The following is a 22,767-nucleotide window of genomic DNA, read 5'->3' as shown; positions in this document are numbered from 1 at the left end:
ATAGTGTTCGGCTCATGACTCAATCGCGCCCTCGGATCAGCAAGGCTGTCATCCCTGCCGCCGGGCTCGGAACCCGCTTTCTCCCGGCCACCAAGGCCACCCCCAAGGAGATGCTCCCGGTGGTCGACAAGCCGGCGATCCAGTATGTGGTGGAAGAGGCGGTGCACGCGGGCCTGTCCGACGTGCTCATGATCACCGGACGGAACAAGCGGCCGCTTGAGGATCATTTCGACCGCAATTACGAGCTCGAGGAGATGCTGCGCCGCAAGGGCGACGCGTCCCGGCTCGCGAGGGTCCAGGAGTCCAGCGACCTGGCGACCATGCACTACGTCCGCCAGGGCGACCCCCGGGGCCTGGGCCACGCCGTGCTGTGCGCCGCCCCGCACGTCGGCGACGAGCCCTTCGCCGTCCTGCTCGGCGACGACCTGATCGACGCCCGCGACCCGCTGCTGTCCCACATGGTCGACATCCAGCGGCTGCACGGCGGCAGCGTGATCGCCCTCATGGAGGTCGACCCCGCCCAGATCGGCCTCTACGGCTGCGCGGCCGTCAAGCCCACCGACACCGAGGGCGTCGTCGAGATCACCGGCCTGGTCGAGAAGCCCGACCCCGAGGAGGCGCCGAGCAACTACGCCGTCATCGGCCGCTACGTCCTCGACCCGGCCGTCTTCGACGTGCTCCGCGAGACCGAGCCGGGCCGCGGCGGCGAGATCCAGCTCACCGACGCCCTCCAGGCGCTGGCCGCCGAGCCGGGCCTCGGCGGACCCGTGCACGGCGTGGTCTTCAAGGGCCGCCGCTACGACACCGGCGACCGTGGTGACTACCTGCGTGCCATTGTCAGACTGGCATGCGAACGGGAAGACCTGGGGCCGGACTTCCGGGCCTGGCTCCGCAGTTACGTCACCGAGGAGATGTAGCGCTTTGAGCACCAGCACGGGCACGGGCACGCCCCCCGCCACGACCGCGGACACGGACCGTCTCTGGTCGGTGGACGAGCACCTCGACGACATCCTCGGGAAGCTCCGCCCGCTGGAGCCCATCGAGCTGCAACTGCTCGACGCCCAGGGCTGCGTGCTGGTGGAGGACGTCACCGTCCCCGCCGCCCTGCCACCCTTCGACAACAGCTCCATGGACGGCTACGCCGTCCGGGTCGCCGACGTCGAAGGGGCGAGCGAGGAATTCCCCGCGGTGCTCACGATCGTCGGCGACATCGCGGCGGGCAGCGGCGAGCTGCCCGCCGTCGGCCCCGGCGAGGCCGTGCGCATCATGACCGGCGCCCCGGTGCCGCCCGGCGCCGAGGCCGTCGTGCCGGTCGAATGGACCGACGGCGGCACGGGCGGCGGCCGGGCCGACGCGATGACCGCCGGGCGGCCCGCCGCGGACGGCGACGGCCCCGGCCTCGGCGAGGTGCGGGTCCACCGCCCCGCCGCCGCCCGCGCCCACATCCGCGACCGCGGCAGCGACGTCGGCGCCGGCGAGATCGCCGTCCGCGCGGGCACGGTCCTCGGCCCCTCCCAGATCGGCCTCCTCGCCGCCATCGGCCGCGCGTCCGTGACCGTACGCCCCCGCCCCCGCGTCGTCGTGGTGTCCACCGGCAGCGAGCTCGTCCCGCCCGGCGAGGCCCTGACCGCCGGGCGGATCCACGACTCCAACAGCTTCATGCTCACCGCCTGCGCCCGCGACGCCGGTGCCATCGCGTACCGCGTCGGCGCCGTCGACGACGAGCCCGCCACCCTGCGGTCCACGCTGGACGACCAGCTGGTGCGCGCCGACGCGGTCGTCACCAGCGGGGGAGTGAGCGTCGGCGCGTACGACGTGGTCAAGGAGGCCCTCTCCGGGCTGACCGCCGAGGAGGGCAGGGTCTCCTTCCGCCGCCTGGCCATGCAGCCCGGCAAGCCCCAGGGCTTCGGCCGCATCGGCCCCGACCGCACCCCGCTGTTCGCCCTGCCGGGCAACCCCGTCAGCGCGTACGTCTCCTTCGAGCTCTTCGTACGGCCCGCCGTCCGGGCGCTCATGGGCCTCCCGCCCTTCGGCGACCGCCGGACCGTGCGCGCGGTGTGCCCGCAGGGCGTCGCCTCCTCGCCCCGGGGACGCCGGCAGTACCTGCGCGGCCACTACGCCGACGGCCGGGTGACCACGGTCGGGGGAGCGGGCTCCCACCTGGTCAAGGCGCTCGCCGACGCCAACGCCCTGATCGTCGTGCCCGAGAACGTCACCTCGCTGGCGGCGGGCGCCGAAGTGGACGTGGTCCTTCTCGACTGACGGCCCGCCCCGCCGGGTACGGTGGCTGCCCACAGGCACCACAGGGGCCCGGACCGGGAGAACGATGAGCAGCGCCCAGGAGCATCTCACCCACCTCGACGACACGGGCGCGGCCCGCATGGTCGACGTCTCCGCCAAGGAGGTCACCGCGCGCACCGCCCGCGCGAGCGGCCGGGTGCTCGTCTCCCCCCGCGTCGTGGAACTGCTGCGCGGCGAGGGCATGCCCAAGGGCGACGCCCTCGCCACCGCCCGCATCGCCGGGATCATGGGCGCCAAGCGCACCCCCGAGCTGATCCCGCTGTGCCACCCGCTCGCCCTGTCCGGCGTCACGGTCGACCTCGCGGTCGCCGACGACGCCGTCGAGATCCTCGCCACCGTGAGGACGACGGACCGCACGGGCGTGGAGATGGAGGCGCTGACGGCGGTCTCCGTCGCCGCGCTGACCGTGGTCGACATGGTCAAGGCCGTGGACAAGGGCGCGGTCGTCACCGACGTCCGCGTCGAGGAGAAGACGGGCGGGAAGTCCGGGAAGTGGAGCCGCGGGTGAGAGCGCTCGTCGTGACGGCGTCGAACCGGGCGGCCGCGGGCGTGTACGCCGACAAGGGGGGCCCGCTGCTGGCGGAGGGGCTCACGGCCATGGGCTTCGCCGTCGACGGCCCGCGCGTCGTGCCCGACGGCGACCCCGTCGAGGCCGCCCTGCGCGAGGCGGTGGCGGGCGCGTACGACGTGGTGCTGACCACAGGCGGTACGGGCATCTCGCCCACCGACCGCACCCCCGAGGCGACGCGGCGCGTCCTCGACTACGAGATCCCGGGCATCCCCGAGGCCCTGCGGGCCGAGGGGCTGGCGAAGGTCCCCACGGCGGCGCTCTCGCGGGGCCTGGCCGGGGTCGCGGGGCGCACACTGATCGTGAACCTGCCCGGTTCGACCGGCGGGGTGCGCGACGGGCTGGCCGTGCTGGAGCGCCTGCTGGTGCACGCGGTGGAGCAGATCCACGGCGGTGACCACTCCCGCCCCTCCGCATGAGCGTCCGGCCCGAGCGACCGGCCGGTGACCGGGGTGAGCGTGTGAGCGGTGTCGGGCGGGTGAGCGCATGAACTTCTGGCCGGTGACGCTGATGGACGGCGATGTGGCCCTGCGCCCGATAAAGGTGCGCGACCAGCGGGCGTGGCGCGAGGTCAACCAGCGCAACCGGGACTGGCTGCGCCCCTGGGAGGCCACGATCCCCCCGCCGCCGCCCGGCGTGCCCCCGGCGCGACGGCCCACGTACCGGCAGATGGTCCGGCATCTGCGCGCCGAGGCGCACGCCGGGCGCATGCTGCCGTTCGTGATCGAGTACCGCGGCCGGCTGGTGGGCCAGCTGACCGTGGCGGGGATCACCTGGGGCTCCATGTGCTCGGCCCACGTCGGCTACTGGGTGGACGAGGCCGTGGCGGGCCGGGGCGTGATGCCGACGGCCGTGGCGCTGGTGGTGGACCACTGCTTCCACCGCGTCGGACTGCACCGCGTCGAGGTGTGCATCCGGCCGGAGAACCTGCCCAGTCGCCGGGTGGTGGAGAAACTCGGATTCCGTGAGGAGGGGCTGCGCCCGGGGTATCTCCACATCGACGGCGCCTGGCGCGACCACCTGGTCTACGCGCTGACCGCCGACGAGGTCCCGGAGGGGCTGGTGGCCAGGTGGCACCGGCGCTCCCCGGAAATAAAATAAACGTTCGAAATCGACTGTCAATTGACGGTATTCGTAGGGTTCCGGTCTCAACAATCACAAAAAAAGTTCGAGATATCAGCCGGATCGTGCGACACACCGCGCCAATTGGCGGAATCCCCCGCGCGTCCCCCTCTACCGTGTGAAGGGTGAGCAGCAGCGGCCTGATCTACGCAGTCATCGTCGGGGCCTGGGCCGCCTACTTGGTGCCGATGTGGCTCCGTAGGCAGGACGAGCTCAATGAAGCCCGTCCGACGGAACGCTTCAGCACAGCCATCCGGCTTCTGTCCGGACGGGCGGGCATGGAGCGCCGTTACGCCAAGGACCTCGAGGGGCGCGCCTCCGGCGACGCCCCGGCGCCGGAGGACCCCACGGGGTCCGAGCCCGGCGCGCCCGAGCCGGACGCCGCGACCGACCCGGTCGCCGTCCGGTCCTTCGGCGCGCCCGCGTCCGGCGCGGAGCCGGACCGGCCGGCCGCCCCCGCGAGCCCGGCCGCCCAGAGCGCCGCCGCCCAGAGCGCCGCCGAGCGGGCCCGCCGCTCCAAGGTCCTCGCCCGGCGCCGGCGCACCACGGTGCTGCTCTTCCTCGCCTTCACCCTCGGCGCGGTCGTCGCGGGCGTCGGCGGGCTGGCGTTCCTGTGGGCTCCGGCGGGGCCCGCGGCGCTGCTCAGCGCGTACATCGTCTACCTGAGGCTCCAGGAGCGCCGCCGGTTCGCCTTCACCATGGACCAGCGCCGCGCCGAACAGGCCGCCCAGCGGCTGCGTGAGGGCCGTGCCCGCCCTCACGCGGCGGCGCCCGAGAGCGACCCGGCCGCCGCTGACACCGTTGTCCACCACCAGGTTCCCGCGCCGCCGGCGATGTCCGCCCACAGCGCGGGCCGCCGCGCGCTGGTCGAGCAGACCGACCACGCCGAGTGGGTCGACCAGCAGCGTGACCGCGGCACCGGCGAGGGCTGGGAGCCCGTGCCCGTGCCGCTGCCCACGTACGTCTCGGCGCCGGTCGCCCCGCGCGCCACCGGCGCCGGCGCGGACGCCTGGAGCTCGGCCCGCTCCAGCACCGTGGAGCCGTCCTCCGACCGCAAGCCCGCCGCCGAGGAGCGCCGCCCCGCCCGCTCCCGCCGCCCCCGCCGCGAGCGCGGCCGCACGCCGCTCTTCGACCAGTACGCCGACGACGACCGCCCCCGCGCCGCCAACGATGATCGGATCCCGGACCGGCCCCGGCGTTGACCAGCGGGGAGTCGCGGGGGAGCGGATTTCCGAGCACCCGGATGGAAGTGCTAGAGTTCCACTCGTTGCAAGGGCCTGTGGCGCAGTCCGGTAGCGCACCTCGTTCGCATCGAGGGGGTCAGGGGTTCGAATCCCCTCAGGTCCACCGCACATGAAAGCCCCCGTCGGGAATCCGACGGGGGCTTTCGCATGCCCGGGATCCCACAGCGCCCGGCGGGCCCGCGCGGGTTCGCGCGGGGCGGGCGCAACGGGCTCAGCCGGTGGCGAGGTTGCGTTCCAGGAGGGACAGCAGCCGGGACAGCTCGGCGCGGTCGGCCTCGGTGAGGCCCGCGACCGTACGCTCCTCGAGGTCCCGCCACACCTGCTCCACCTCCTCGCGCAGCGCCTCGCCCGCCGGGGTGGTCTCGATGAGGACGGCCCGGCGGTCGCCGGGGTGGGCGCAGCGGCTGATCAGCCCGGCCTGCTCCAGCCGCTGGACCATGCGGGTCACGGTGGAGGGGTCGAGCTCCATCAGTTTGATCAGTTCGGACTGGCGCTGCGGGCCGGCCTCCCACAGACGCATCATCAGCAGCTCCTGCCCCGGGTAGAGCCCGAGGCGCCGCAGCAGGTGCCCGGCCGTGGTGCGGTGGGACCGGGCGACGCGGGCGAGGGCGTGGCTGACCTGGCCGCCGCACGCGGGGCGTGCGGAGGGGGCGGGGAGGCGGCTGTGCCGCTCTGCGGGGTGGGGCCGGGCATGAGGTGCTTCCTTCGCCGGGGAATGGTTCCCCACCATTATGTTGGCTGGCCAAGTAATGGGCTACAGTGGCTCCCGGCCCGATTACTTGGCTGGCCAATAACTTGTGGAGGGGACAGCTATGACCACTGCGTTTGATCCGATCGATGTTGCCGGTATGCGGCTTGCGAACCGCATCGCGATGGCACCGATGACGCGTAGCCGTGCCGGGGCGGGCGGGATCGCGACCGACCTGATGGTGGAGTACTACTCCCAGCGTGCGAGCGCGGGTCTGATCATCACCGAGGGCGTGCAGCCGTCCGTGGTGGGCCAGGGCTACCCCTGGACCCCGGGCCTGCACAGCGACGAGCAGATCGCTTCCTGGCGCAAGGTCACCGACGCGGTCCACGCCAAGGGCGGCCGGATCTTCGCGCAGATCATGCACACCGGCCGGGTCGGCCACCCCGTGCTCCTGCCCGAGGGCATGACCCCGGTCGCCCCGTCCGCGATCGCGGCCCAGGGCCAGGTCTTCACGGCCGAGGGCATGAAGGAGTTCGTCACCCCGCGCGAGCTGACCGAGGACGAGATCCTCGCCACGGTCACCGACTTCGTCACCGCGTCCCGCAACGCGATCGAGGCCGGCTTCGACGGTGTCGAGCTCCACGGCGCGAACGGTTACCTGATCCACCAGTTCCTCGCCCCGAACTCCAACCACCGCACCGACCGGTGGGGCGGCAGCGTGGAGAACCGCATCCGCTTCGCCGTCGAGGTCGTGCGCGCGGTCGTCGCCGAGATCGGCGCGGACAAGACCGGCCTGCGGATCTCGCCCTCGAACGCCCTGAACACCATCGAGGAGCCGGAGCCCGCCCCGGTCTACACCGCCCTGGTCGACGCGATCGAGCCGCTCGGACTGGCCTACCTCCACATCCTGGAGTCCACCGACATCCGCGAGCTCACCCTCGACCTGCGCAAGCGCTTCACGGGCACCCTGATCCTCAACGCCCTCACCGAAGGCCCCACCGGCCCGGACGCCCTCCACCTCATCGAGGACGGCATCACCGACGTCCTCTCCTACGGCTTCCTCTTCGTCGCCAACCCCGACCTCCCCGCCCGCCTCAAGGCCGGAGGCCCTTCAACACCCCCGACCCCACCACCCTCTACGGCGGCGACGCCAAGGGCTACACCGACTACCCCACCCTCTGACCCCACGCGAAACGGCGGACCCCTCCGCGCCTCCCCGCTGTCGAAGAGCGGCGGAGGCGCGGAGGGGTGAGGGAACAGGACGCCGGGCGACCAGGACGCCCGGCGCCCTGTGCGTCGGACGTCCTCGTCGTCACACGAGGACGTCACACGACGCGAAGATGCGCGGGCGCGTCACACGACGCGGAAGTTCGCCATCATTCCCATCGCCGCGTGGTCGAACATGTGGCAGTGGTAGACGTAGGTGCCCCGGTAACCGGTGAAGGTCGCCTGAATCTTGACCGTCTCGCCGGCCTTGACGCTGACCGTGTCCTTCAGACCGCTGTCGTTGCCGGAGACGACCGGCTGGCCGTTGCGCTCCAGCACCCGGAACTGCACCAGGTGCATGTGGAAGTTGTGCGGCGCGCGGGCGTTGGCGTTGTGGACGGTCCAGATCTCCGTGGCGCCGTACTGGATCTCGGTGTCGATCCGGTCCATCTCGTAGATCTTGCCGTTGATGTACGCCTGGGCGTGCTCGCCGCCGGTCTCGTCCATCAGCAGCTCGATGTTCCGCTGCACCGTGGCGGCCGGCAGCGCCGGCAGCGTGCGCAGGGTCGCCGGGACGGTGCTGGTGTCCGTGGCCGTACGGGTCACGCGGAACTGCATCACCTTGCCGACGAGGTCCATCGGGGTGCCGGGCGGGCCGGGCTCGGTGTTCTCCACCACGAGGGTGGTGCCCACCGGGTACTTGGAGAAGTCGATGACGATGTCGGCGCGCTCGCCCGGGGACAGCGCCAGCGAGGTCGTCGTGTACGGCTTCTCCAGCAGGCCGCCGTCCGTGCCGATCTGCGTGAACGGGGAGCCGTCGGACAGCTTGAGGGTGAAGAACCGCACGTTGGCGGTGTTGTAGAGGCGGAAGCGGTACTTGCGCGCCGCCACCTCGAAGTACGGCCACGGCTTGCCGTTGGCCAGGATCACCGTGCGGCCCGCGATGTCGCCCATGGTGTAGGCGAACTGCCCGGCGTCGTGGAAGCGGGCGTCGCGGATGGCGATGGGCACGTCGTAGCTGCCGGACGGCAGGTTGAGGTTCTTCTCGACGCTGTCCGTCAGGAGGTAGAAGCCGGTGAGGCCGCGGAAGACGTTCTCCGACTCCTCGTGGTGCGCGTGGTCGTGGAACCACAGGTTCGCGTGCGGCTGGTCGTTGGGGTACGTGTAGGTCTTCGTACCGCCGCCCGGCGCGAGGACGTCCATCGGCGAGCCGTCGCTGGACTCGGGGACGTGGGCGCCGTGCAGGTGCACCGAGACCGGGACGCCCAGCGCGTTGGTCTGCCGGACCACGACCCGCTGCCCGGACTCCGCCTTGATCACGGGGCCGGGGAAGACGCCGTTGTACGCCCGTACCCGGGTCAGCTTCCCGGGCAGGATCTGGGCGTTGGCCTCCTTCATCGTGACGTCGTAGTAGCTCGTCGTCCCCGAGACGGACGTCGGCTTCAGGACCGGCGGCACCGGCATCTTCTGCTGGAACTGCGGGATCGTCGTCGGGTCGAGGTCCGTGGCCGCGGCCGTGGCCGTGGGGCTCAGCGCGGGCACCAGCAGCCCGGCGCCGCCGATGGCGCCCGAGACCACCGCGCCGGCCTTGAGGAAGGATCTGCGTTGGATCATGGTTCCCCCCAGGGGCGAGAAAAGGGCCGAGGATGTGGGCGCGGCCACGCCGGACTGGGCAGGCGTGGCCGCTGTTAGGGGTGTGGCGCGGGCTACTGAGCGAGGGTGGGGTAGTCGGTGTAGCCCTTGGCGTCGCCGCCGTAGAGGGTGGTGGGGTCGGGGGTGTTGAAGGGGCCTCCGGCCTTGAGGCGGGCGGGGAGGTCGGGGTTGGCGACGAAGAGGAAGCCGTAGGAGAGGACGTCGGTGATGCCGTCCTCGATGAGGTGGAGGGCGTCCGGGCCGGTGGGGCCTTCGGTGAGGGCGTTGAGGATCAGGGTGCCCGTGAAGCGCTTGCGCAGGTCGAGGGTGAGCTCGCGGATGTCGGTGGACTCCAGGATGTGGAGGTAGGCCAGTCCGAGCGGCTCGATCGCGTCGACCAGGGCGGTGTAGACCGGGGCGGGCTCCGGCTCCTCGATGGTGTTCAGGGCGTTCGAGGGCGAGATCCGCAGGCCGGTCTTGTCCGCGCCGATCTCGGCGACGACCGCGCGCACGACCTCGACGGCGAAGCGGATGCGGTTCTCCACGCTGCCGCCCCACCGGTCGGTGCGGTGGTTGGAGTTCGGGGCGAGGAACTGGTGGATCAGGTAACCGTTCGCGCCGTGGAGCTCGACACCGTCGAAGCCGGCCTCGATCGCGTTGCGGGACGCGGTGACGAAGTCGGTGACCGTGGCGAGGATCTCGTCCTCGGTCAGCTCGCGCGGGGTGATGAACTCCTTCATGCCCTCGGCCGTGAAGACCTGGCCCTGGGCCGCGATCGCGGACGGGGCGACCGGGGTCATGCCCTCGGGCAGGAGCACGGGGTGGCCGACCCGGCCGGTGTGCATGATCTGCGCGAAGATCCGGCCGCCCTTGGCGTGGACCGCGTCGGTGACCTTGCGCCAGGAAGCGATCTGCTCGTCGCTGTGCAGGCCCGGGGTCCAGGGGTAGCCCTGGCCCACCACGGACGGCTGCACGCCCTCGGTGATGATCAGACCCGCGCTCGCACGCTGGGAGTAGTACTCCACCATCAGGTCGGTCGCGATCCCGCCCGCCCCGGCACGGCTACGCGTCATCGGTGCCATCGCGATGCGGTTCGCAAGCCGCATACCGGCAACATCGATCGGATCAAACGCAGTGGTCATGGAGAACTCCCAGGACGTAGTGAACAAGGGGATCGCACGAGGTGCGGGGCACAGCGTGTCCGGAGTTGCTCCAGGGACGCTTGAGCACAGCTGGAAAACCGCGGGTGCCGCCCTCGGGCCCGCGTCGGACCCCCTGGTCCGGGCCGAATCGGAGGGACTCCACTCGCTTTCGGAGGGCCCCCGGGAGGCCGCCTAGGAGCGGGGGCGGATGGGCAGGTGGATCTCCAGGCGGGTGCCGCCCTCACCGGGCCCGCGGATGGTCAGCCGCCCGCCCAGGTCCTCCAGGCGCTCGCGCATCGAGCGCAGGCCCCGCGCGGGGCGGCCGGGCACAAGCGGCGCCTCGGCGTCGAAGCCCCGGCCGTCGTCCTCCACGCGGGCGTACACGTAGAGGCGGGTGAAGCGCAGGGAGACCGCCACCTCGTCCGCCCCGGAGTGCGTGAAGCTGTTGCGCAGCGCCTCGCGGATGCCGAGGAACAGCTCCCGCCGGCAGACGTCGGAGACGAGCGTCTCCTTGCCGGTGGCGGAGATCTCGAAACGCACTCCGGCGGGCGCGGTGGTCTCGGCGAACTCGCGCAGCGCCGGGACCAGCGCGGGGACGGCGGTGGCGTGGTGGAGGCCGTCCACCGCGTGCTCGGTCAGCTTGATGGCCTCCCGCAGCGCCGCACGGGCGGCCTCGAGATCGGCGGGGTCGCCCGGCCCGCTGTCGTAGCGCTCCATGTGGTGCGCCACGAGGGACAACGTGGTGCCCAGCTCGTCGTGCAGGCCGCGGGCCAGGCGGCGGCCCGCGCGCCAGGAGGCGTCCGGGTCGGCGCCGCCGGGTTCGTACGGCAGGGTCAGCGGGCCGGAGGCAGCGTAGGCGAGGGCGTGCCTGGAGGGCGGGCGGTCCTCACGTGCGGCGTCGCCGCCCGCGCCGTGGTGCGTCGCGTAGGCGGTGGCCCGGTTGCGGGCGTACTGGGAGCGGCTGAGGCCGGCCTGCAGGGCCCGGGTGAATCCCTGGCCCACCATGGCCTCCAGGCGTGCCAGGCCGAGGGAGTTGGAGGTTTCGGGGCTGCTTGTGGTGACAGAAGAGGCACCCACCAGCGTCTCCTTGCACATGCGTGTGGTGGACGCCCTCGCCGGGCGGCGAAAGCGCTGTACCTGTCGCGCTAGCGGCCCTGGAAGCTAACAAACCGAGGAGGCGGTTTGTCAACGACGTTCAAGTGTGATCGATCCGGCACCCGCGGGCTCGCCCGGTCCGTACGGCGGTTACTCCGCGCCGCCGCCGGCCCGGGATGGCGCGGCGCTCGCGGTGTGCACCGGAGTGGGCCGCACCCCGGCCTTCGGGCAGGCCAGCTGAGGCAGCATCAGCCGCCAGAATCCGGTCAGCGAGGTCTGGCCGGCCCACCTCCGGTCCCGGTGGCTGAGGACCGCGAGGCCCACGGTGACGCCCGTGACCGCCACGGCGGCGTCGCGCATCGGGACGCCGCCGGCCAGGGCTCCCTCGTCGCGCGCCGCAGCCAGCAGCGTGCGCACACAGGAGTGCCAACGCTCGCTCAGCGGAAGGCCGTTCGTGCGCGTGGTGTCGTAGCTGAGCCGGAACCCGGCCCGTACCACCGAGTCCTCGCGCAGCACGGCGGCCAGTGAGTGCGAGGCGTCGACGAGCGCCTGCAGCGCGCCCGAAGGGCGTACCCTGGCCATCTCGCCGGCTCGGTGCAGCGCGGCCGAGGCCTCGGCCTCCACGGCGTCGGCGAGCGCCTCCTTGTTGTCGAAGTGGAAGTGCAGGGCGCCGCTGCTCACTCCGGCGCGGCGGCAGACGTCATTGAGGGTCGTGCGGGCGAAGCCGTGCTGCTCGAACGCGGCGGCGGCGCAACGGATCAGCTCGCGACGGGTGCGGGCAGCCCGATCCTGCATGGCCACTGACAGGCTCCGTTTCCGGTCGGCCCGCACCGTTGCGGGCGTTCTCCGCGCCGGCGGGCGTCGGTCGGCGATATTAAACCGCCCAGATGGTTTTGATGCCAGGCCCTACGGAGGGGGAGCGGACCTTCGGGTATTCCCGGTCGCATGGCCTCTACCTGCGGTAATAGCACTGTGAACGCCATGTTTCAGGGGCCGTTGAAGATTCCGGAGGGAATGGTTCCAGAGAGTGACGAGCAACGCACTGACTGCTATTGCCAACCGCTTCGTCGGTTTGTAGCGTCCCCGATAGTGCAACTCGATCCCGGCATTGCGCATGTACAGGAGATCCTCATGGCACCGCCTGACCCATCCGGTCCCACCATCCGCCCCCTGGCCGCGAGCCGCGTGGGCTGACCCGTGCGTCCACTGGCCGTCCAGCGGCCCGGTTGGGTCGCCGTTCTGATCGTCGTCACGGTGCAGATCGTCTGCGTCGTCACCGCCGCCGCCCTCGACCCGCTCAACGGTCAAACGGGTTGGTGGACCGTCCTGTTCGCCATGCTGACCACCGCGGCGCTGTGCGTCGCCGTGCCGGCCGGGGCCTGTCTCCACTCCCCGGGCGTCGTCCCTCACCGCCGGTGGGCGCCGCTGGTGCCGCTCACCGTCCTGGGGATCTCCACTCTCGTCCTGCCGCTCGGCGGCCTCGTCTACGTCGCGTTCACCGCGGTGGCCTCGACCGCCGCCGTCTACGGTCTGCGCCGCTGTCTGGTGGCGCTGGAGGCGCAGCGGCGGCGTGCCGTCGCCGAGCGCCGGCACGCCATGGAGGAGCGCCGCCGCCTCCAGCGCGACCTGCACGACCTGCTCGGCTACAGCCTCACCGCCGTCGCCGTGCAGGCGGAGCTGCTCGACACCCGGCTCGCCTCGGGACTCGTCCCGGAGCGGCTGGAGGTCGCGGAGCTGGTCTCGCTGTCGCGCAAGGCGCTCGCCGAGGTGCGCGCCGTCTCGGCGGGCCCGCGGAACATGTCGCTCAGCGGCGAACTCGTCTCCGTCTCCACGGTTCTGGGCGCGGCGGGCGTGGTGACCGAGGTGGAGGGCGAGGCCCCCGCGGTCGCCGATCCCCGCCTGGCCACGACCCTGGCGGCGGTCCTGCGCGAGGGCGCCACCAACATCCTGCGGCACAGCGAGGCGCGGCGCTGCCGGATCACGCTGCGCGAGGAGGCCGGCGTGGTCGTCCTGGCGATGGCCAACGACGGCTACGACCCGGCGGGCGACGGCGAGCCGGGCACCGGGCTCGACAGCCTCACCGCGCGGATCGCCGCCGTGGGCGGCACGCTCACCTGGTCGCACGACGGCGAGTGGTTCCGCCTGCGCGCGGTCTGTCCGGCCGAGACCGTCACAGCCATCCCGACTGCTCGGCGATACGTACGGCGTCCAGCCGGTTCCGCGCGTGCAGCTTGGTGACGGCGGCGGTGAGGTAGTTGCGCACCGTTCCGGTGGACAAGTGCATGCGCTGGGCGATCTCCGTCGGTTCGGCGCCGCTCGCGGCGTGGCGCAGCACGTCCGACTCCCGTGTGGTCAGCGGGCTGGTGTCGATGTCCCAGGAGGCCACCGCGAGTTCGCGGTCGATGACCCGGCCGCCCTGCGCTATCCGGCGGATCGCCGCCGCCAGCTCCTGCGGCTTCGCGTCCTTCAGGAGGTATCCGCTGACGCGGGCGGCCAGGGCGCGCTGGAGCGTGCCCGGCCGGCCCAGCGCGGTGAGGACCAGCGTGCGGCACTCCGGAAGTCGCTTGTGCAGGGCGGCGGCCGCGGTCAGGCCGTCCAGGCCCGGAAGGTCGATGTCGAGGACGGCCACGTCCGGCCGGACCTCCAGTGCCGTGGGCACGATGTGGTCGCCGCGCTCGACCTCCGCCACCACCTGCAGGCCGCTCTCGCGGGCCAGGAGAGCGACCAGAGCGCCGCGGATCATGTGCATGTCCTCGGCCAGCATCACCCGTATCACGTCTTGCTCCCCCCGTCCGGGGCAGTCGACGAAGCTCCCCGGAGCGGCCTGAATCATACACAGCCGGTATCGGGCATTTCATGTCATTTCTCTCACATCAGCACATCAACACAGCCGCGCGACCGTAGCGCGCGCACCTGTACACCCCCCTGGAAAGAGGCGTCGTGGAGTTCGGAATATTCAGCATCGGTGCCATGGCACCCCACCCGGTCACGGGCGAGGTGATGACCGAGCGCGAGAGACTGCGCGGGGTCGTCGAACTCGGCGTGCTCACCGAGCAGGTGGGCATGGACGTCTTCGCCGTCGGCGAGCACCACGACGGACCGTATGTCACAAGCTCACCCACCGTGATCCTCGGCCACCTCGCCGCGCGCACCACGCGCCTGCGGCTGAGCACCGCCGTCACCGTCCTGACCACCCTGGACCCGGTCCGGGTCGCCGAGGACTTCGCCACGCTTTCGCAACTCAGCGACGGCCGCGTGGACCTGATGATCGGCAAGGGTGTCTCCTGGCGCACGTTCCCGATGTTCGGGCGGGATCCGCAGGACCAGGACGCGCTGCTGGAGGAGAACCACCTGCTGCTGCGCAAGCTGTGGCGCGAGACCGACCTCGAATGGTCCGGCCGCTACCGCACTCCGTTGCGCAGGGTGACCATTCTGCCGCGCCCGTACGGCGAGCCCCCGGTCATGTGGCACGGCGCCGTGCGCAGCCCGGCGACCGCCGAGACCGCCGCCCGGTACGGCGAACCCCTCTTCCTCAACAACCTCTTCGGCCCGCTGGAGCACTTCGGCGCCCTCGCCGACCACTACCGCCGCGCCTGGGCCGCGCACGGCAGGAACCCCCAGGACGCCGTCCTCGGCGCCGGTGGACAGTTGCACATCGCGCGCCGCAGCCAGGACGCCGTCGCCGGCTTCCGCCCGTACCACTCCGCGCTCATCGCCTCGCGCGGCGGCTTCCCCACCCCGGGCGGCCTCGAGCGCGAGATGGCCGGCACCACCCTGACCGTCGGCAGCCCCCAGCAGGTCGTGGAGGCCGTGCTGAGCTTCCGCGAGCGCTACGGCCACCAGCGGCAGCTGTTCGCGCTGGACATGCCCGGCATGCCCTACTCCGAAGTCGCCGAACAGATCGAGCTGTTCGGCGCCGAGGTGCTGCCCCACCTGCGCCAGGCGACCGGACCCGCTCGAGGCGCCCTCAGCGGCGCCTCGAGCACCGGCGGCGAGGATGGCCTGTCCCCGCAGCTCACCGAAAGGGCCCTGTGACGATGCACCGCCTCGACGACGCCTTCGACCCCGTCGGCGTGTGGCGCCTGGTCGCCTACTACGACGTCGACGAGGCCGGGCGCACCAGCGACGGCCCGCTGGGGTCCGCCCCGCAGGGCATGCTCGTCTACACCGCCGACGGCCACCTCTCGGTGAGCATGATGCGGGCCCTGGACGGCGCGGGCGGCGGCACGGAGACCTTCATGGGCTACGCGGGCCGCTGGCACCTGGAGGGCGCCCGGATGGTGCACGAGGTGGCCGTCAGCGCCCACCCGCACATCGTCGGCACCGACATGGTCCGCGAGGTCGAACTCGACGGCGAGGACCTGCTGCTGGGCGGCACCGCGCAGATCGAGGGGCGGTCCCAGCGCCGCCTGCTGCGCTGGCGGCGGGCCGCCGCCTTCGAGAGGACGGGGGCGCCCGCGGCGACGTGAGCGCCCCGCGGCCGGACGGGGATCCCGGCCGCACCGCCACCCGCCGGACCGGCCCTCCAGGAGCCGGTCCGGCGGGTGCGGCTTTTCCCGCCCGGCCGGAGTCCTCTTCCCCCCAACGCAAAGCGGCGCCGGGGGCCCGTGGAGGTACGGGTCCCCGGCGCCGTTCGTGCGCGCGCGTGCGGAGAGGTCTCCGGGCGGAGAGGTCAGAGACCGAACGTGTGCGAGGCGTACAGCGTGGCCGCCGGGTCGAAGGCCAGCAGCACATGGGTGGAGATGGAGTTCACGTCGCGCCAGGCGCGCTGCAGCGGGCTGTCCGTGGCCTGCCCGGAGGTGCCGGCGGTCGAGAACAGGCGGTTGACCGCGCTCACGGTCATCTCGGCGGAGAGCGCGCAGTCGCGCAGGTTGCGGGCCGTCTCCCCGGCGGTGACGGCCGGGCCCTTGTCCGCGAGGCGGGAGGCGCGCTCGAGCAGCAGCTGGGCGCTGTCGATCTCGCCGGCGCTGCGGGACAGGGCGGCCTCGTAGGTGGTCCGCACGGGCCCCGGCATCCCGGGCCTGCCCGCGCCCCGGGCCAGGCGGCCGGCCGTCTCGGTGGTCCACCGGGCGAGCGCGCCCCGGGCGGCGCCCACGGCGGGCACCGCGAACGACAGACCGTTGGCGGCCTGCAGCGGCACCGTGTGGCACGCGGCGTCCGACCCCAGCGGCGCACCGTCGAAGAGCCGGCGGCGGCTGTAGCTGTGCGTCTCGGGGACGAACACGTCGTCCGCGATCAGGGTGTTGCTGCCCGTGCCGCGCATGCCGGAGCTGGTCCAGGTGTCCTTGACGGCGTACGCGCCGCGCGGCAGCGCGAAGATCCGGGCCGGCGGCGGGCCGTCCTGCGGCTCCCCCTCGGCCCGGGGGACGACGGCGCACACCAGCGCCCAGTCGGAGTAGTCGATGCCGCTGATGTACGCCCAGGAGCCGCTGACCCGCCAGCCGCCGGGCGCCGGAGTGGCCTTGCCCAGCGGCGACAGGGTGCCCACCAGGAAGGTGTCGGGCCCCTCGCGCCACACGTCCGCGTGCGCCTCCGTGGGGAGGTAGGCGGCCATGCGGGACAGGCTCGCCGCGATCGACGCGCACCACGCGGTGGCCGTGTCGGCCTCGGCGACGGTGATCAGCGCCTGGGTGAGCTCCTCGAACGTGCCGTCCTCGCCGCCCTGGGCGGTCGGCGTGAAGTGCCGTGCGAAGCCCGTCCGGAGCATGTGCTCGACCACGTCGGGCGTCAGCCGGCGCTGCTCCTCCGCGTCCTGGGCGCGATGCCGGGCCAGTTCGGCCAGTTCGACGGACCGGGACGTCAGCCCGGTCCCTTCCGGAGCCTGTGTGCGCATCCTCGCCCTCCTAGTGCCGGCGTTCGGGAGGGCCGATCCTGCGCGACGCCGATGGAACGCCGCTCGGGGCGGGCTCGAGTCGCGGCGAGGGCCGGTCCGTTCCGCCCCCGTGGCGGAATGGACCGGCCCTCTCTTGACACAAAACCGCTGAGCTGGTTTCTTTCAGTGGTCGGTCTGGGAAGGGGCGGTTCCGACGCCACCCCCGCTCAGGACGTCACGTCGGATCAGGACGTGACCCGCCCGTCAGCTCGCCGAGACGCTGAAGGAGGCCACCTGAAGCTGAGCCCCCTGCCCCCACAGGCGGTTGCCGGCCAGGCTCTGGTCGTCGAAGAAGGACTGCGCGGTGGGCGCGCCGACTGACGGCTTGTAGTAGGAGTTGGCCGTCGAGTCCAGCTTGACCAGGCCCTTGCCGTCCGCTCCCGACCCGTCGAGCAGCGTGAACGTCCCCAGTGCGCACTGCATCTGGCGCGGGGCGACGACCTCGTCGTTGCCGCCGTGGTCGATCAGCAGGTACTTGCGGTCGAGGGCGCGCGTGCCGATCTTGCTGACGGTCAGCATGGTGACCCCGTTGACCTTCCAGCGGGCACGGGTGCGCTGCTGGTCGAGGGTGATGCTGTACGCCACCTGCTGGCCCTTGGTGATGGTCATCACCGGCACGGCGTAGCTGAACGAGGCGTAGGTGCTCCCCGGGGAGCGCAGGCGCTCGTAGAACGCGTACACCGTGTTGTTGGTGACGAAGAAGTCGAAGACCATGTTGGTCTCCTGGTCGAAGGAGACCAGCGCGCCGGAGGCGAGGCGGGGGTCGGTCTGGGCGTTGGAGACCGCGGCGCCGAACGGGTGCTTGTCGGTGTTGGTGGTCGTCACCCCCATCCGGGTGTTGCACGACTGCGTGCCGAAGTCGGGCGTGTCCCAGCCGGGGAAGCCCTTCGTCGAGTAGTGCCGCGGTGAGGTCAGGTACTTCAGGTGGTCGGCGTCACCCTGGCCGCCGGCCGATTGCTGGCCCGTGGTGTACGCGAAGGCGGGGTTGCCGGCGGAGTCCTTGCCGCTCGGGACGACCTTCAGGCCCGCCGAGGATGTGCTGGTGATGCCGTCACCGCTGGTCAGCCCGCCCACGGGCATCTGGAACCACTTGTTCGTGGTGTCGAAGCCCGACTGGAAGTTGTCGCTGAAGACGGTGTGCGAGCCCTCCTCGCCGTCCTCGGCGGCGTTGGCCGTGGCCGGAACGAAAGCGACGAACAGCGCCGTCGCCAGGGCGGTACCGCTCAACCGTGCCCTCAGACCCATGTGCGTTCCCTCCGTAGGTTGTTCGTTGGCGGCCATCGTGAGGGGCTCCCCATGAACATCACTTGAGCGCGGCATCCGGTGTGCCTCGAGCCGGGACCGAAAGGCTTCGGCCAGAACCGAAGCGATCCCCCGAGGAGAAGAACATGTCGCCGAAGCTCACCGAAGTGGCGGAGAACGTCCACGCCTACGTCCAGCCCGACGGCGGTTGGTGCGTGAACAACGCGGGTGTCGTGGTGGCGGACGGCGAGGCGCTGTTGATCGACACCGCCGCCACCGAGGCCCGCGCCCACGCCCTGCGCGACGCCGTCAAGGGTGTGAATCCGGCCGCGCCCAGGATGCTGGTCAACACCCACTCGCACGGCGACCACACCTTCGGCAACTTCGTCTTCCCCGAGGCCGTCGTCATCGGTCACCGGCGCACCCGCGACGAGGTGCTGCAGATCGGTCTGCACCTGACGACGCTGTGGCCCGACGTGTGCTGGGGCGACGTCGAACTGACCCCGCCGCAGGTGACCTTCGACGACCGGCTGACCCTCCACGCCGGCTCCGTGCGGGTGGAGCTGATGCACCTGGGCCCGGCCCACACCACCAACGACACGGTGGTGTGGCTGCCCGAGCAGCGGGTGCTGTTCACCGGCGACCTGGTGATGTCCGGCGCCACGCCGTTCTGCCCGATGGGCTCGGTGTCCGGGTCGCTCGCGGCGGTGGACGCCCTGCGCGCGCTCGGCCCCGAGGTCGTGGTCTCCGGGCACGGGCCGGTGGCCGGCCCGGAGCTGCTCGACAGCACGGAGGGCTACTTCCGCATGCTCCAGCGGCTCGCCAGGGAGGGCGTCGCGGCGGGCCTGACCCCGGTGGAGGTGGCGCGCGAGACCGACCTGGGCGAGTACAAGGGCCTGCTGGACTCCGAGCGGATCGTGCCCAACCTGCACCGCGCCTACCTCGAGGAGAAGGGCGTCGCCCCGGGCTCGCCGGTCGACATGCCCGCGGTCTTCGCCGAGATGGTCGAGTTCAACGGCGGGCTCCCCGCCTGCCACGCCTGACCCGGGCGCCGGGAGCTCTCCCGCACATCTCCCACGCGTCTCCCGGAGGGGGGACTTCCAGGCAGTTTCCAGCATGCCTCGAGCCGTGCACCACAGCCTCGGACGGCATCACTGCCCTGCAGACCAGCCGTCTTCCGGGGCGGTCTCCTCGTGACCGTCCCGGCCGACCTCAGTGTGAAGGACGAGAAGTGAGCCTGCGTAAGGTGTTGATCGCCAATCGTGGCGAAATCGCTGTCCGTGTCGCTCGTGCGTGCCGGGACGCGGGGATCGCCAGTGTGGCGGTCTATGCCGATCCGGATCGTGACGCGTTGCATGTCCGGGCGGCTGACGAGGCGTACGCGCTGGGCGGTGACACTCCCGCCACCAGCTATCTGGACATGGCCAAGGTCCTCGCCGCGGCCGCCGAATCCGGAGCGGATGCCATCCACCCCGGCTACGGGTTCCTCTCCGAGAACGCCGAGTTCGCCCAGGCCGTCCTCGATGCCGGGCTGACCTGGATCGGTCCGCCCCCGCAGGCCATCCGCGACCTCGGCGACAAGGTCGCGGCCCGCCACATCGCCCAGCGTGCCGGCGCGCCCCTGGTCGCCGGCACCCCCGACCCCGTCAGCGGCGCGGACGAGGTCGTCGCCTTCGCCCGCGAGCACGGCCTGCCGATCGCGATCAAGGCCGCCTTCGGCGGCGGCGGCCGTGGCCTGAAGGTCGCCCGGACCCTGGACGAGGTCCCCGAGCTCTACGACTCCGCCGTCCGCGAAGCCGTCGCAGCGTTCGGCCGCGGCGAGTGCTTCGTCGAGCGCTACCTCGACAAGCCCCGCCACGTCGAAACCCAGTGCCTCGCAGACCAGCATGGCAACGTCGTGGTCGTCTCCACCCGCGACTGCTCCCTCCAGCGCCGCCACCAGAAACTGGTGGAAGAAGCGCCGGCGCCGTTCCTGTCGGACGAGCAGAACGCCCAGCTCTACACGGCCTCCAAGGCGATCCTCAAGGAAGCCGGCTACGTCGGCGCGGGCACGGTGGAGTTCCTCGTCGGCGCGGACGGCACGATCTCCTTCCTCGAGGTCAACACCCGCCTGCAGGTCGAACACCCCGTCACCGAAGAAGTCACCGGCCTCGACCTCGTGCGCGAGATGTTCCGCATCGCCGACGGCGAGGAACTCGGCTACGACGACCCGGTCGTGCGCGGGCACTCCTTCGAGTTCCGGATCAACGGCGAGGACCCGGGCCGTAACTTCCTGCCCGCCCCCGGCACCGTCACCCGCTTCGCACCCCCACCGGCCCCGGCGTCCGCCTCGACGCGGGCGTCGAATCCGGATCGGTGATCGGTCCGGCGTGGGACTCGCTGCTGGCCAAGCTCATCGTGACCGGTGCGAGCCGTGAGCAGGCGCTGCAGCGGGCGGCGCGGGCGCTGGCGGAGTTCCAGGTCGAGGGCATGGCCACCGCCATCCCCTTCCACCAGGCCGTCGTCACCGACCCCGCCTTCACCTCCGACCCGTTCCGTATCCACACCCGGTGGATCGAGACCGAGTTCGACAACACCATCACCCCCTTCACCGGCGTCACCCCGGACGAGGACGAGGAAACCCCCGGCCGCGAGACCGTCGTCGTCGAGGTCGGCGGCAAACGCCTCGAGGTCACGCTCCCGGCCTCCCTCGGGGCCGTGGCGGCCGCTCCCGCCACCGCCAGGCCCAAGCAACGGCGCGCGGCCCGGAAATCCGGCCCCGCCGTGTCCGGAGACGCATTGATGTCGCCGATGCAGGGCACCATCGTCAAGGTGGCCGTGGCGGACGGGCAGGAGGTCCAGGAGGGCGACCTGGTCATCGTCCTGGAGGCGATGAAGATGGAGCAGCCGCTCAACGCCCACCGCAGCGGCACGGTCAAGGACCTGGCGGCGGAGGTCGGGGCATCGGTATCGTCCGGCGCTGTGATCTGCACCATCAAGGACTGATAAGGACCGGGTATGAGATTTTCATACCCACTCATGCCCCATGCACTGGTTGAAGCCGAAACCTGGCTGCGATGCTCCAGTCATGCAAATCGAAGTTCTGGGACCGATCGCGGCACGGGTGAACGGCACCTCGATTGTGCCGACCGCAGGGAAGCCCCGACAGATTCTCGCTCTGCTCGCCATTCGCGCGGGCCGTGTCGTCGCGGTGGAAACCCTGATGACCGAAGTGTGGGGCGACGCCATTCCGCGTAGCGCCGCCACCACACTGCAGACCTACATCCTTCAGCTCCGCCGGAAGATCAGCGAGGCGGGGCCGCAGGAGGACGGCCGTACGGCCAAGGACATCCTGGCGACCTGCTACGGCGGGTACCAGCTCAACCCGATGGAGTACTCCTGCGACCTGCTGGAGTTCCAGCAGCTCGTCCGGCGCGGCAGCCGCGCCATGGGGGAGAACGACCCCGCCACCGCCACCGCCGAGCTGAGCCGGGCGCTGGAGCTGTGGCGGGGTCCCGCGCTCGTCGACGTACCGGTCGGCGAGGTGCTGGGCATGGAGATCATCGGCATGCAGGAGGAGCGCACCCGCGCCCTCGAGCTGCGCATCGAGGCCGACCTCCAGCTCGGCCGGCACGCCGAACTCATCGGCGAGCTGCGCATGCTGGTCGCCCAGCAGCCGATGCACGAGGCGCTGTGCGCCCAGCTGATGACCGCCCTGTACCGGGCAGGCCACCCCTGGCGGGCGCTCGACGCCTTCCAGTCGCTGCGCCGCGCCCTGGTCGAGGAGCTCGGCGTGGAGCCGTCGCCTCGGCTGCAGCGCCTGCACCAGGCCGTCCTCGCCAACGACGAGCGGCTCGAAGTGCCCGCCCCCACCCATGCGTTGCTCACCGCGTAGAGCGGTGAGGAGGGCGGCGGGCTAGTCGGCGAACCGATACCCGGGAGACCGGGTCTGGGCCGTACTCACGACATACGAGTCGTCGGCGTCGATCCAGTGGGTGGTGAACTCCCACTCCACCGGATGCGCCGGCGCCCCCTCGGCGTCGCGCAGTACGGCCCTGTCGTCGTCCACCGCGAACCCGAACTCGCGGAAGGGCAGCCGCATGCCGACGCCGATGGCCTTGGTGTAGGCCTCCTTCAGGGTCCACAGCCGCAGCATCGCCCGGCCCCGCTCACCGGCCGGCAGGTCGCCCAGGGCCTCCATCTCGGCGTCCGTGCACACCCGGCGCACCAGCGCCGGGTTGCACATCGACCGGCTGAGCGCCTCGCTGTCGGCGCCGACGCGGCCCGTGGCGCTCAGCGCGAGCACCAGCAGGTCGCCCGTGTGGCTCAGGCTCAGCCCGAGCCAGCCGCAACCGCGCAGGTACTTGCGGCCGCCCGGGCTGATCGCCAGCTCCAGCGTCCAGGGGGAGACGCCGAGTACCGCCGACGCCGCGTACTTGATCAGCCGCCGGGAGGCCACGAACCGGTCCTTGCAGGCGGGGTGCCGCGTGGAGGCGTAGCGGCGGTGCTCGCGGCCCAGCAGCAGGGACAGCTCCGGGCTGTCGGGCGCCTTCCACTCCTCGACGAGGCAGTGCAGGACCACGGTCCGGCCCTCGCGTACGGCCGTGGACACCGACGTCGCCCAGGCGCCGCCCGGGCCGTCGGCGTGCACGAGCTCTACAGCGGGCATGGGG

Annotated in this window: 20 protein-coding genes, 1 tRNA gene and 2 pseudogenes; 14 read left to right on the top strand and 9 right to left on the bottom strand. The window is 72.0% G+C overall.

Translation table 11 applies throughout. From position 1 onward, the window contains the following. The first annotated feature begins 14 nt into the window (after positions 1-14). The 7 genes from galU (at position 15) to J1792_RS03210 (ending at position 5,338) form a co-directional block, all read left to right on the top strand. Entirely contained in the window at positions 15-917 is a 903-nt protein-coding gene (galU, locus tag J1792_RS03240; protein WP_086572014.1) for a UTP--glucose-1-phosphate uridylyltransferase GalU, read from the top strand. A gap of 4 nt (positions 918-921) precedes the next feature. Then, positions 922-2,262 carry a molybdotransferase-like divisome protein Glp gene (glp, locus tag J1792_RS03235; protein WP_086572016.1) on the top strand — a complete coding sequence of 447 codons (1,341 nt, stop codon included), beginning with the start codon at positions 922-924 and terminating at the stop codon, positions 2,260-2,262. A 64-nt stretch (positions 2,263-2,326) separates the two neighbouring features. Beyond that, a complete protein-coding gene (gene moaC, locus J1792_RS03230; RefSeq protein WP_207246638.1) occupies positions 2,327-2,809 on the top strand; it encodes a cyclic pyranopterin monophosphate synthase MoaC in 483 nt (160 codons plus the stop codon). Beyond that, positions 2,794-3,288, top strand: a complete 495-nt coding sequence (locus J1792_RS03225) for a MogA/MoaB family molybdenum cofactor biosynthesis protein (RefSeq protein ID WP_086572019.1) — start codon at positions 2,794-2,796, stop codon at positions 3,286-3,288. The genes moaC and J1792_RS03225 overlap by 16 nt, the downstream gene beginning before the upstream one ends. A 67-nt stretch (positions 3,289-3,355) precedes the next feature. Continuing rightward, a complete protein-coding gene (locus J1792_RS03220; protein ID WP_207246637.1) occupies positions 3,356-3,970 on the top strand; it encodes a GNAT family N-acetyltransferase in 615 nt (204 codons plus the stop codon). A gap of 146 nt (positions 3,971-4,116) precedes the next feature. Next, positions 4,117-5,193 carry a divisome protein SepX/GlpR gene (sepX, locus tag J1792_RS03215; RefSeq protein WP_207246636.1) on the top strand — a complete coding sequence of 359 codons (1,077 nt, stop codon included), beginning with the start codon at positions 4,117-4,119 and terminating at the stop codon, positions 5,191-5,193. 71 nt (positions 5,194-5,264) lie between these two features. Continuing rightward, positions 5,265-5,338, top strand: a tRNA-Ala gene (locus J1792_RS03210). A gap of 108 nt (positions 5,339-5,446) precedes the next feature. On the opposite strand, the gene J1792_RS03205 is transcribed toward J1792_RS03210, so the two are convergent. Further along, positions 5,447-5,962: a MarR family winged helix-turn-helix transcriptional regulator gene (locus J1792_RS03205; protein WP_307842892.1), complete on the bottom strand. Its 516-nt coding sequence runs from the start codon at positions 5,960-5,962 to the stop codon at positions 5,447-5,449. Positions 5,963-6,047: 85 nt separating this feature from the next. Between J1792_RS03205 and J1792_RS03200 the strand changes: the two are divergent. Beyond that, a pseudogene (locus J1792_RS03200) lies at positions 6,048-7,108 on the top strand (alkene reductase). A gap of 171 nt (positions 7,109-7,279) precedes the next feature. On the opposite strand, the gene J1792_RS03195 reads toward J1792_RS03200, so the two are convergent. The 4 genes from J1792_RS03195 to J1792_RS03180 all read right to left on the bottom strand — a co-directional run bounded on the left by J1792_RS03195 (position 7,280) and on the right by J1792_RS03180 (position 11,796). Continuing rightward, positions 7,280-8,746: a multicopper oxidase family protein gene (locus J1792_RS03195; protein ID WP_207246634.1), complete on the bottom strand. Its 1,467-nt coding sequence runs from the start codon at positions 8,744-8,746 to the stop codon at positions 7,280-7,282. Between the two features lie 92 nt (positions 8,747-8,838). Further along, on the bottom strand, positions 8,839-9,906 hold the full coding sequence (locus J1792_RS03190) for an alkene reductase (protein ID WP_086566523.1): 1,068 nt from the start codon (positions 9,904-9,906) through the stop codon (positions 8,839-8,841). Between the two features lie 192 nt (positions 9,907-10,098). After that, positions 10,099-10,983, bottom strand: coding sequence for a sensor histidine kinase (locus J1792_RS03185; RefSeq protein WP_307842891.1), 885 nt, complete (start codon positions 10,981-10,983; stop codon positions 10,099-10,101). Positions 10,984-11,151: 168 nt separating this feature from the next. Beyond that, on the bottom strand, positions 11,152-11,796 hold the full coding sequence (locus J1792_RS03180; protein ID WP_242645615.1) for a ScbR family autoregulator-binding transcription factor: 645 nt from the start codon (positions 11,794-11,796) through the stop codon (positions 11,152-11,154). 402 nt (positions 11,797-12,198) lie between these two features. On the opposite strand from J1792_RS03180, the gene J1792_RS03175 reads away from it, so the two are divergent. Next, positions 12,199-13,239: a sensor histidine kinase gene (locus J1792_RS03175; RefSeq protein ID WP_086566520.1), complete on the top strand. Its 1,041-nt coding sequence runs from the start codon at positions 12,199-12,201 to the stop codon at positions 13,237-13,239. Here J1792_RS03175 and J1792_RS03170 read toward each other — a convergent pair. Then, entirely contained in the window at positions 13,172-13,777 is a 606-nt protein-coding gene (locus tag J1792_RS03170) for a response regulator transcription factor (protein ID WP_086566518.1), read from the bottom strand. The two genes, J1792_RS03175 and J1792_RS03170, sit on opposite strands and share 68 nt — an antisense overlap. Before the next feature lie 194 nt (positions 13,778-13,971). Between J1792_RS03170 and J1792_RS03165 the strand changes: the two genes are divergently transcribed. Together J1792_RS03165 and J1792_RS03160 are read left to right on the top strand one after the other, a co-directional pair. Continuing rightward, the gene (locus J1792_RS03165) at positions 13,972-15,036 is read left to right on the top strand and encodes an LLM class flavin-dependent oxidoreductase (protein WP_207246633.1); all 1,065 of its coding nucleotides are present in this window, start codon (positions 13,972-13,974) and stop codon (positions 15,034-15,036) included. Between the two features lie 2 nt (positions 15,037-15,038). After that, positions 15,039-15,470, top strand: a complete 432-nt coding sequence (locus J1792_RS03160) for a lipocalin-like domain-containing protein (protein WP_207247075.1) — start codon at positions 15,039-15,041, stop codon at positions 15,468-15,470. A 203-nt stretch (positions 15,471-15,673) separates the two neighbouring features. Here J1792_RS03160 and J1792_RS03155 read toward each other — a convergent pair whose 3' ends face one another. Continuing rightward, a complete protein-coding gene (locus tag J1792_RS03155) occupies positions 15,674-16,834 on the bottom strand; it encodes an acyl-CoA dehydrogenase family protein (RefSeq protein WP_086566517.1) in 1,161 nt (386 codons plus the stop codon). A gap of 243 nt (positions 16,835-17,077) precedes the next feature. Further along, entirely contained in the window at positions 17,078-18,118 is a 1,041-nt protein-coding gene (locus J1792_RS03150) for a DUF6081 family protein (RefSeq protein WP_179198749.1), read from the bottom strand. Between the two features lie 143 nt (positions 18,119-18,261). On the opposite strand from J1792_RS03150, the gene J1792_RS03145 reads away from it, so the two are divergent. The 3 genes and pseudogenes from J1792_RS03145 (at position 18,262) to J1792_RS03135 (ending at position 21,989) form a co-directional block, all read left to right on the top strand. After that, positions 18,262-19,158, top strand: a complete 897-nt coding sequence (locus J1792_RS03145; protein WP_086566515.1) for an MBL fold metallo-hydrolase — start codon at positions 18,262-18,264, stop codon at positions 19,156-19,158. A gap of 194 nt (positions 19,159-19,352) precedes the next feature. Then, a pseudogene (locus J1792_RS03140) lies at positions 19,353-21,100 on the top strand (acetyl/propionyl/methylcrotonyl-CoA carboxylase subunit alpha). An 82-nt stretch (positions 21,101-21,182) separates the two neighbouring features. Next, entirely contained in the window at positions 21,183-21,989 is an 807-nt protein-coding gene (locus tag J1792_RS03135; RefSeq protein ID WP_086567709.1) for an AfsR/SARP family transcriptional regulator, read from the top strand. Between the two features lie 21 nt (positions 21,990-22,010). Here J1792_RS03135 and J1792_RS03130 read toward each other — a convergent pair whose 3' ends face one another. Next, positions 22,011-22,763, bottom strand: coding sequence for a 4'-phosphopantetheinyl transferase family protein (locus J1792_RS03130; protein ID WP_207246632.1), 753 nt, complete (start codon positions 22,761-22,763; stop codon positions 22,011-22,013). Positions 22,764-22,767 lie beyond the last annotated feature (4 nt).

Source organism: Streptomyces triculaminicus, assembly GCF_017349075.1.
Taxonomy (GTDB): domain Bacteria; phylum Actinomycetota; class Actinomycetes; order Streptomycetales; family Streptomycetaceae; genus Streptomyces; species Streptomyces triculaminicus.
Note: the sequence above shows the minus strand (reverse complement) of the source record. Positions and strands in the feature narration are given on the sequence as shown.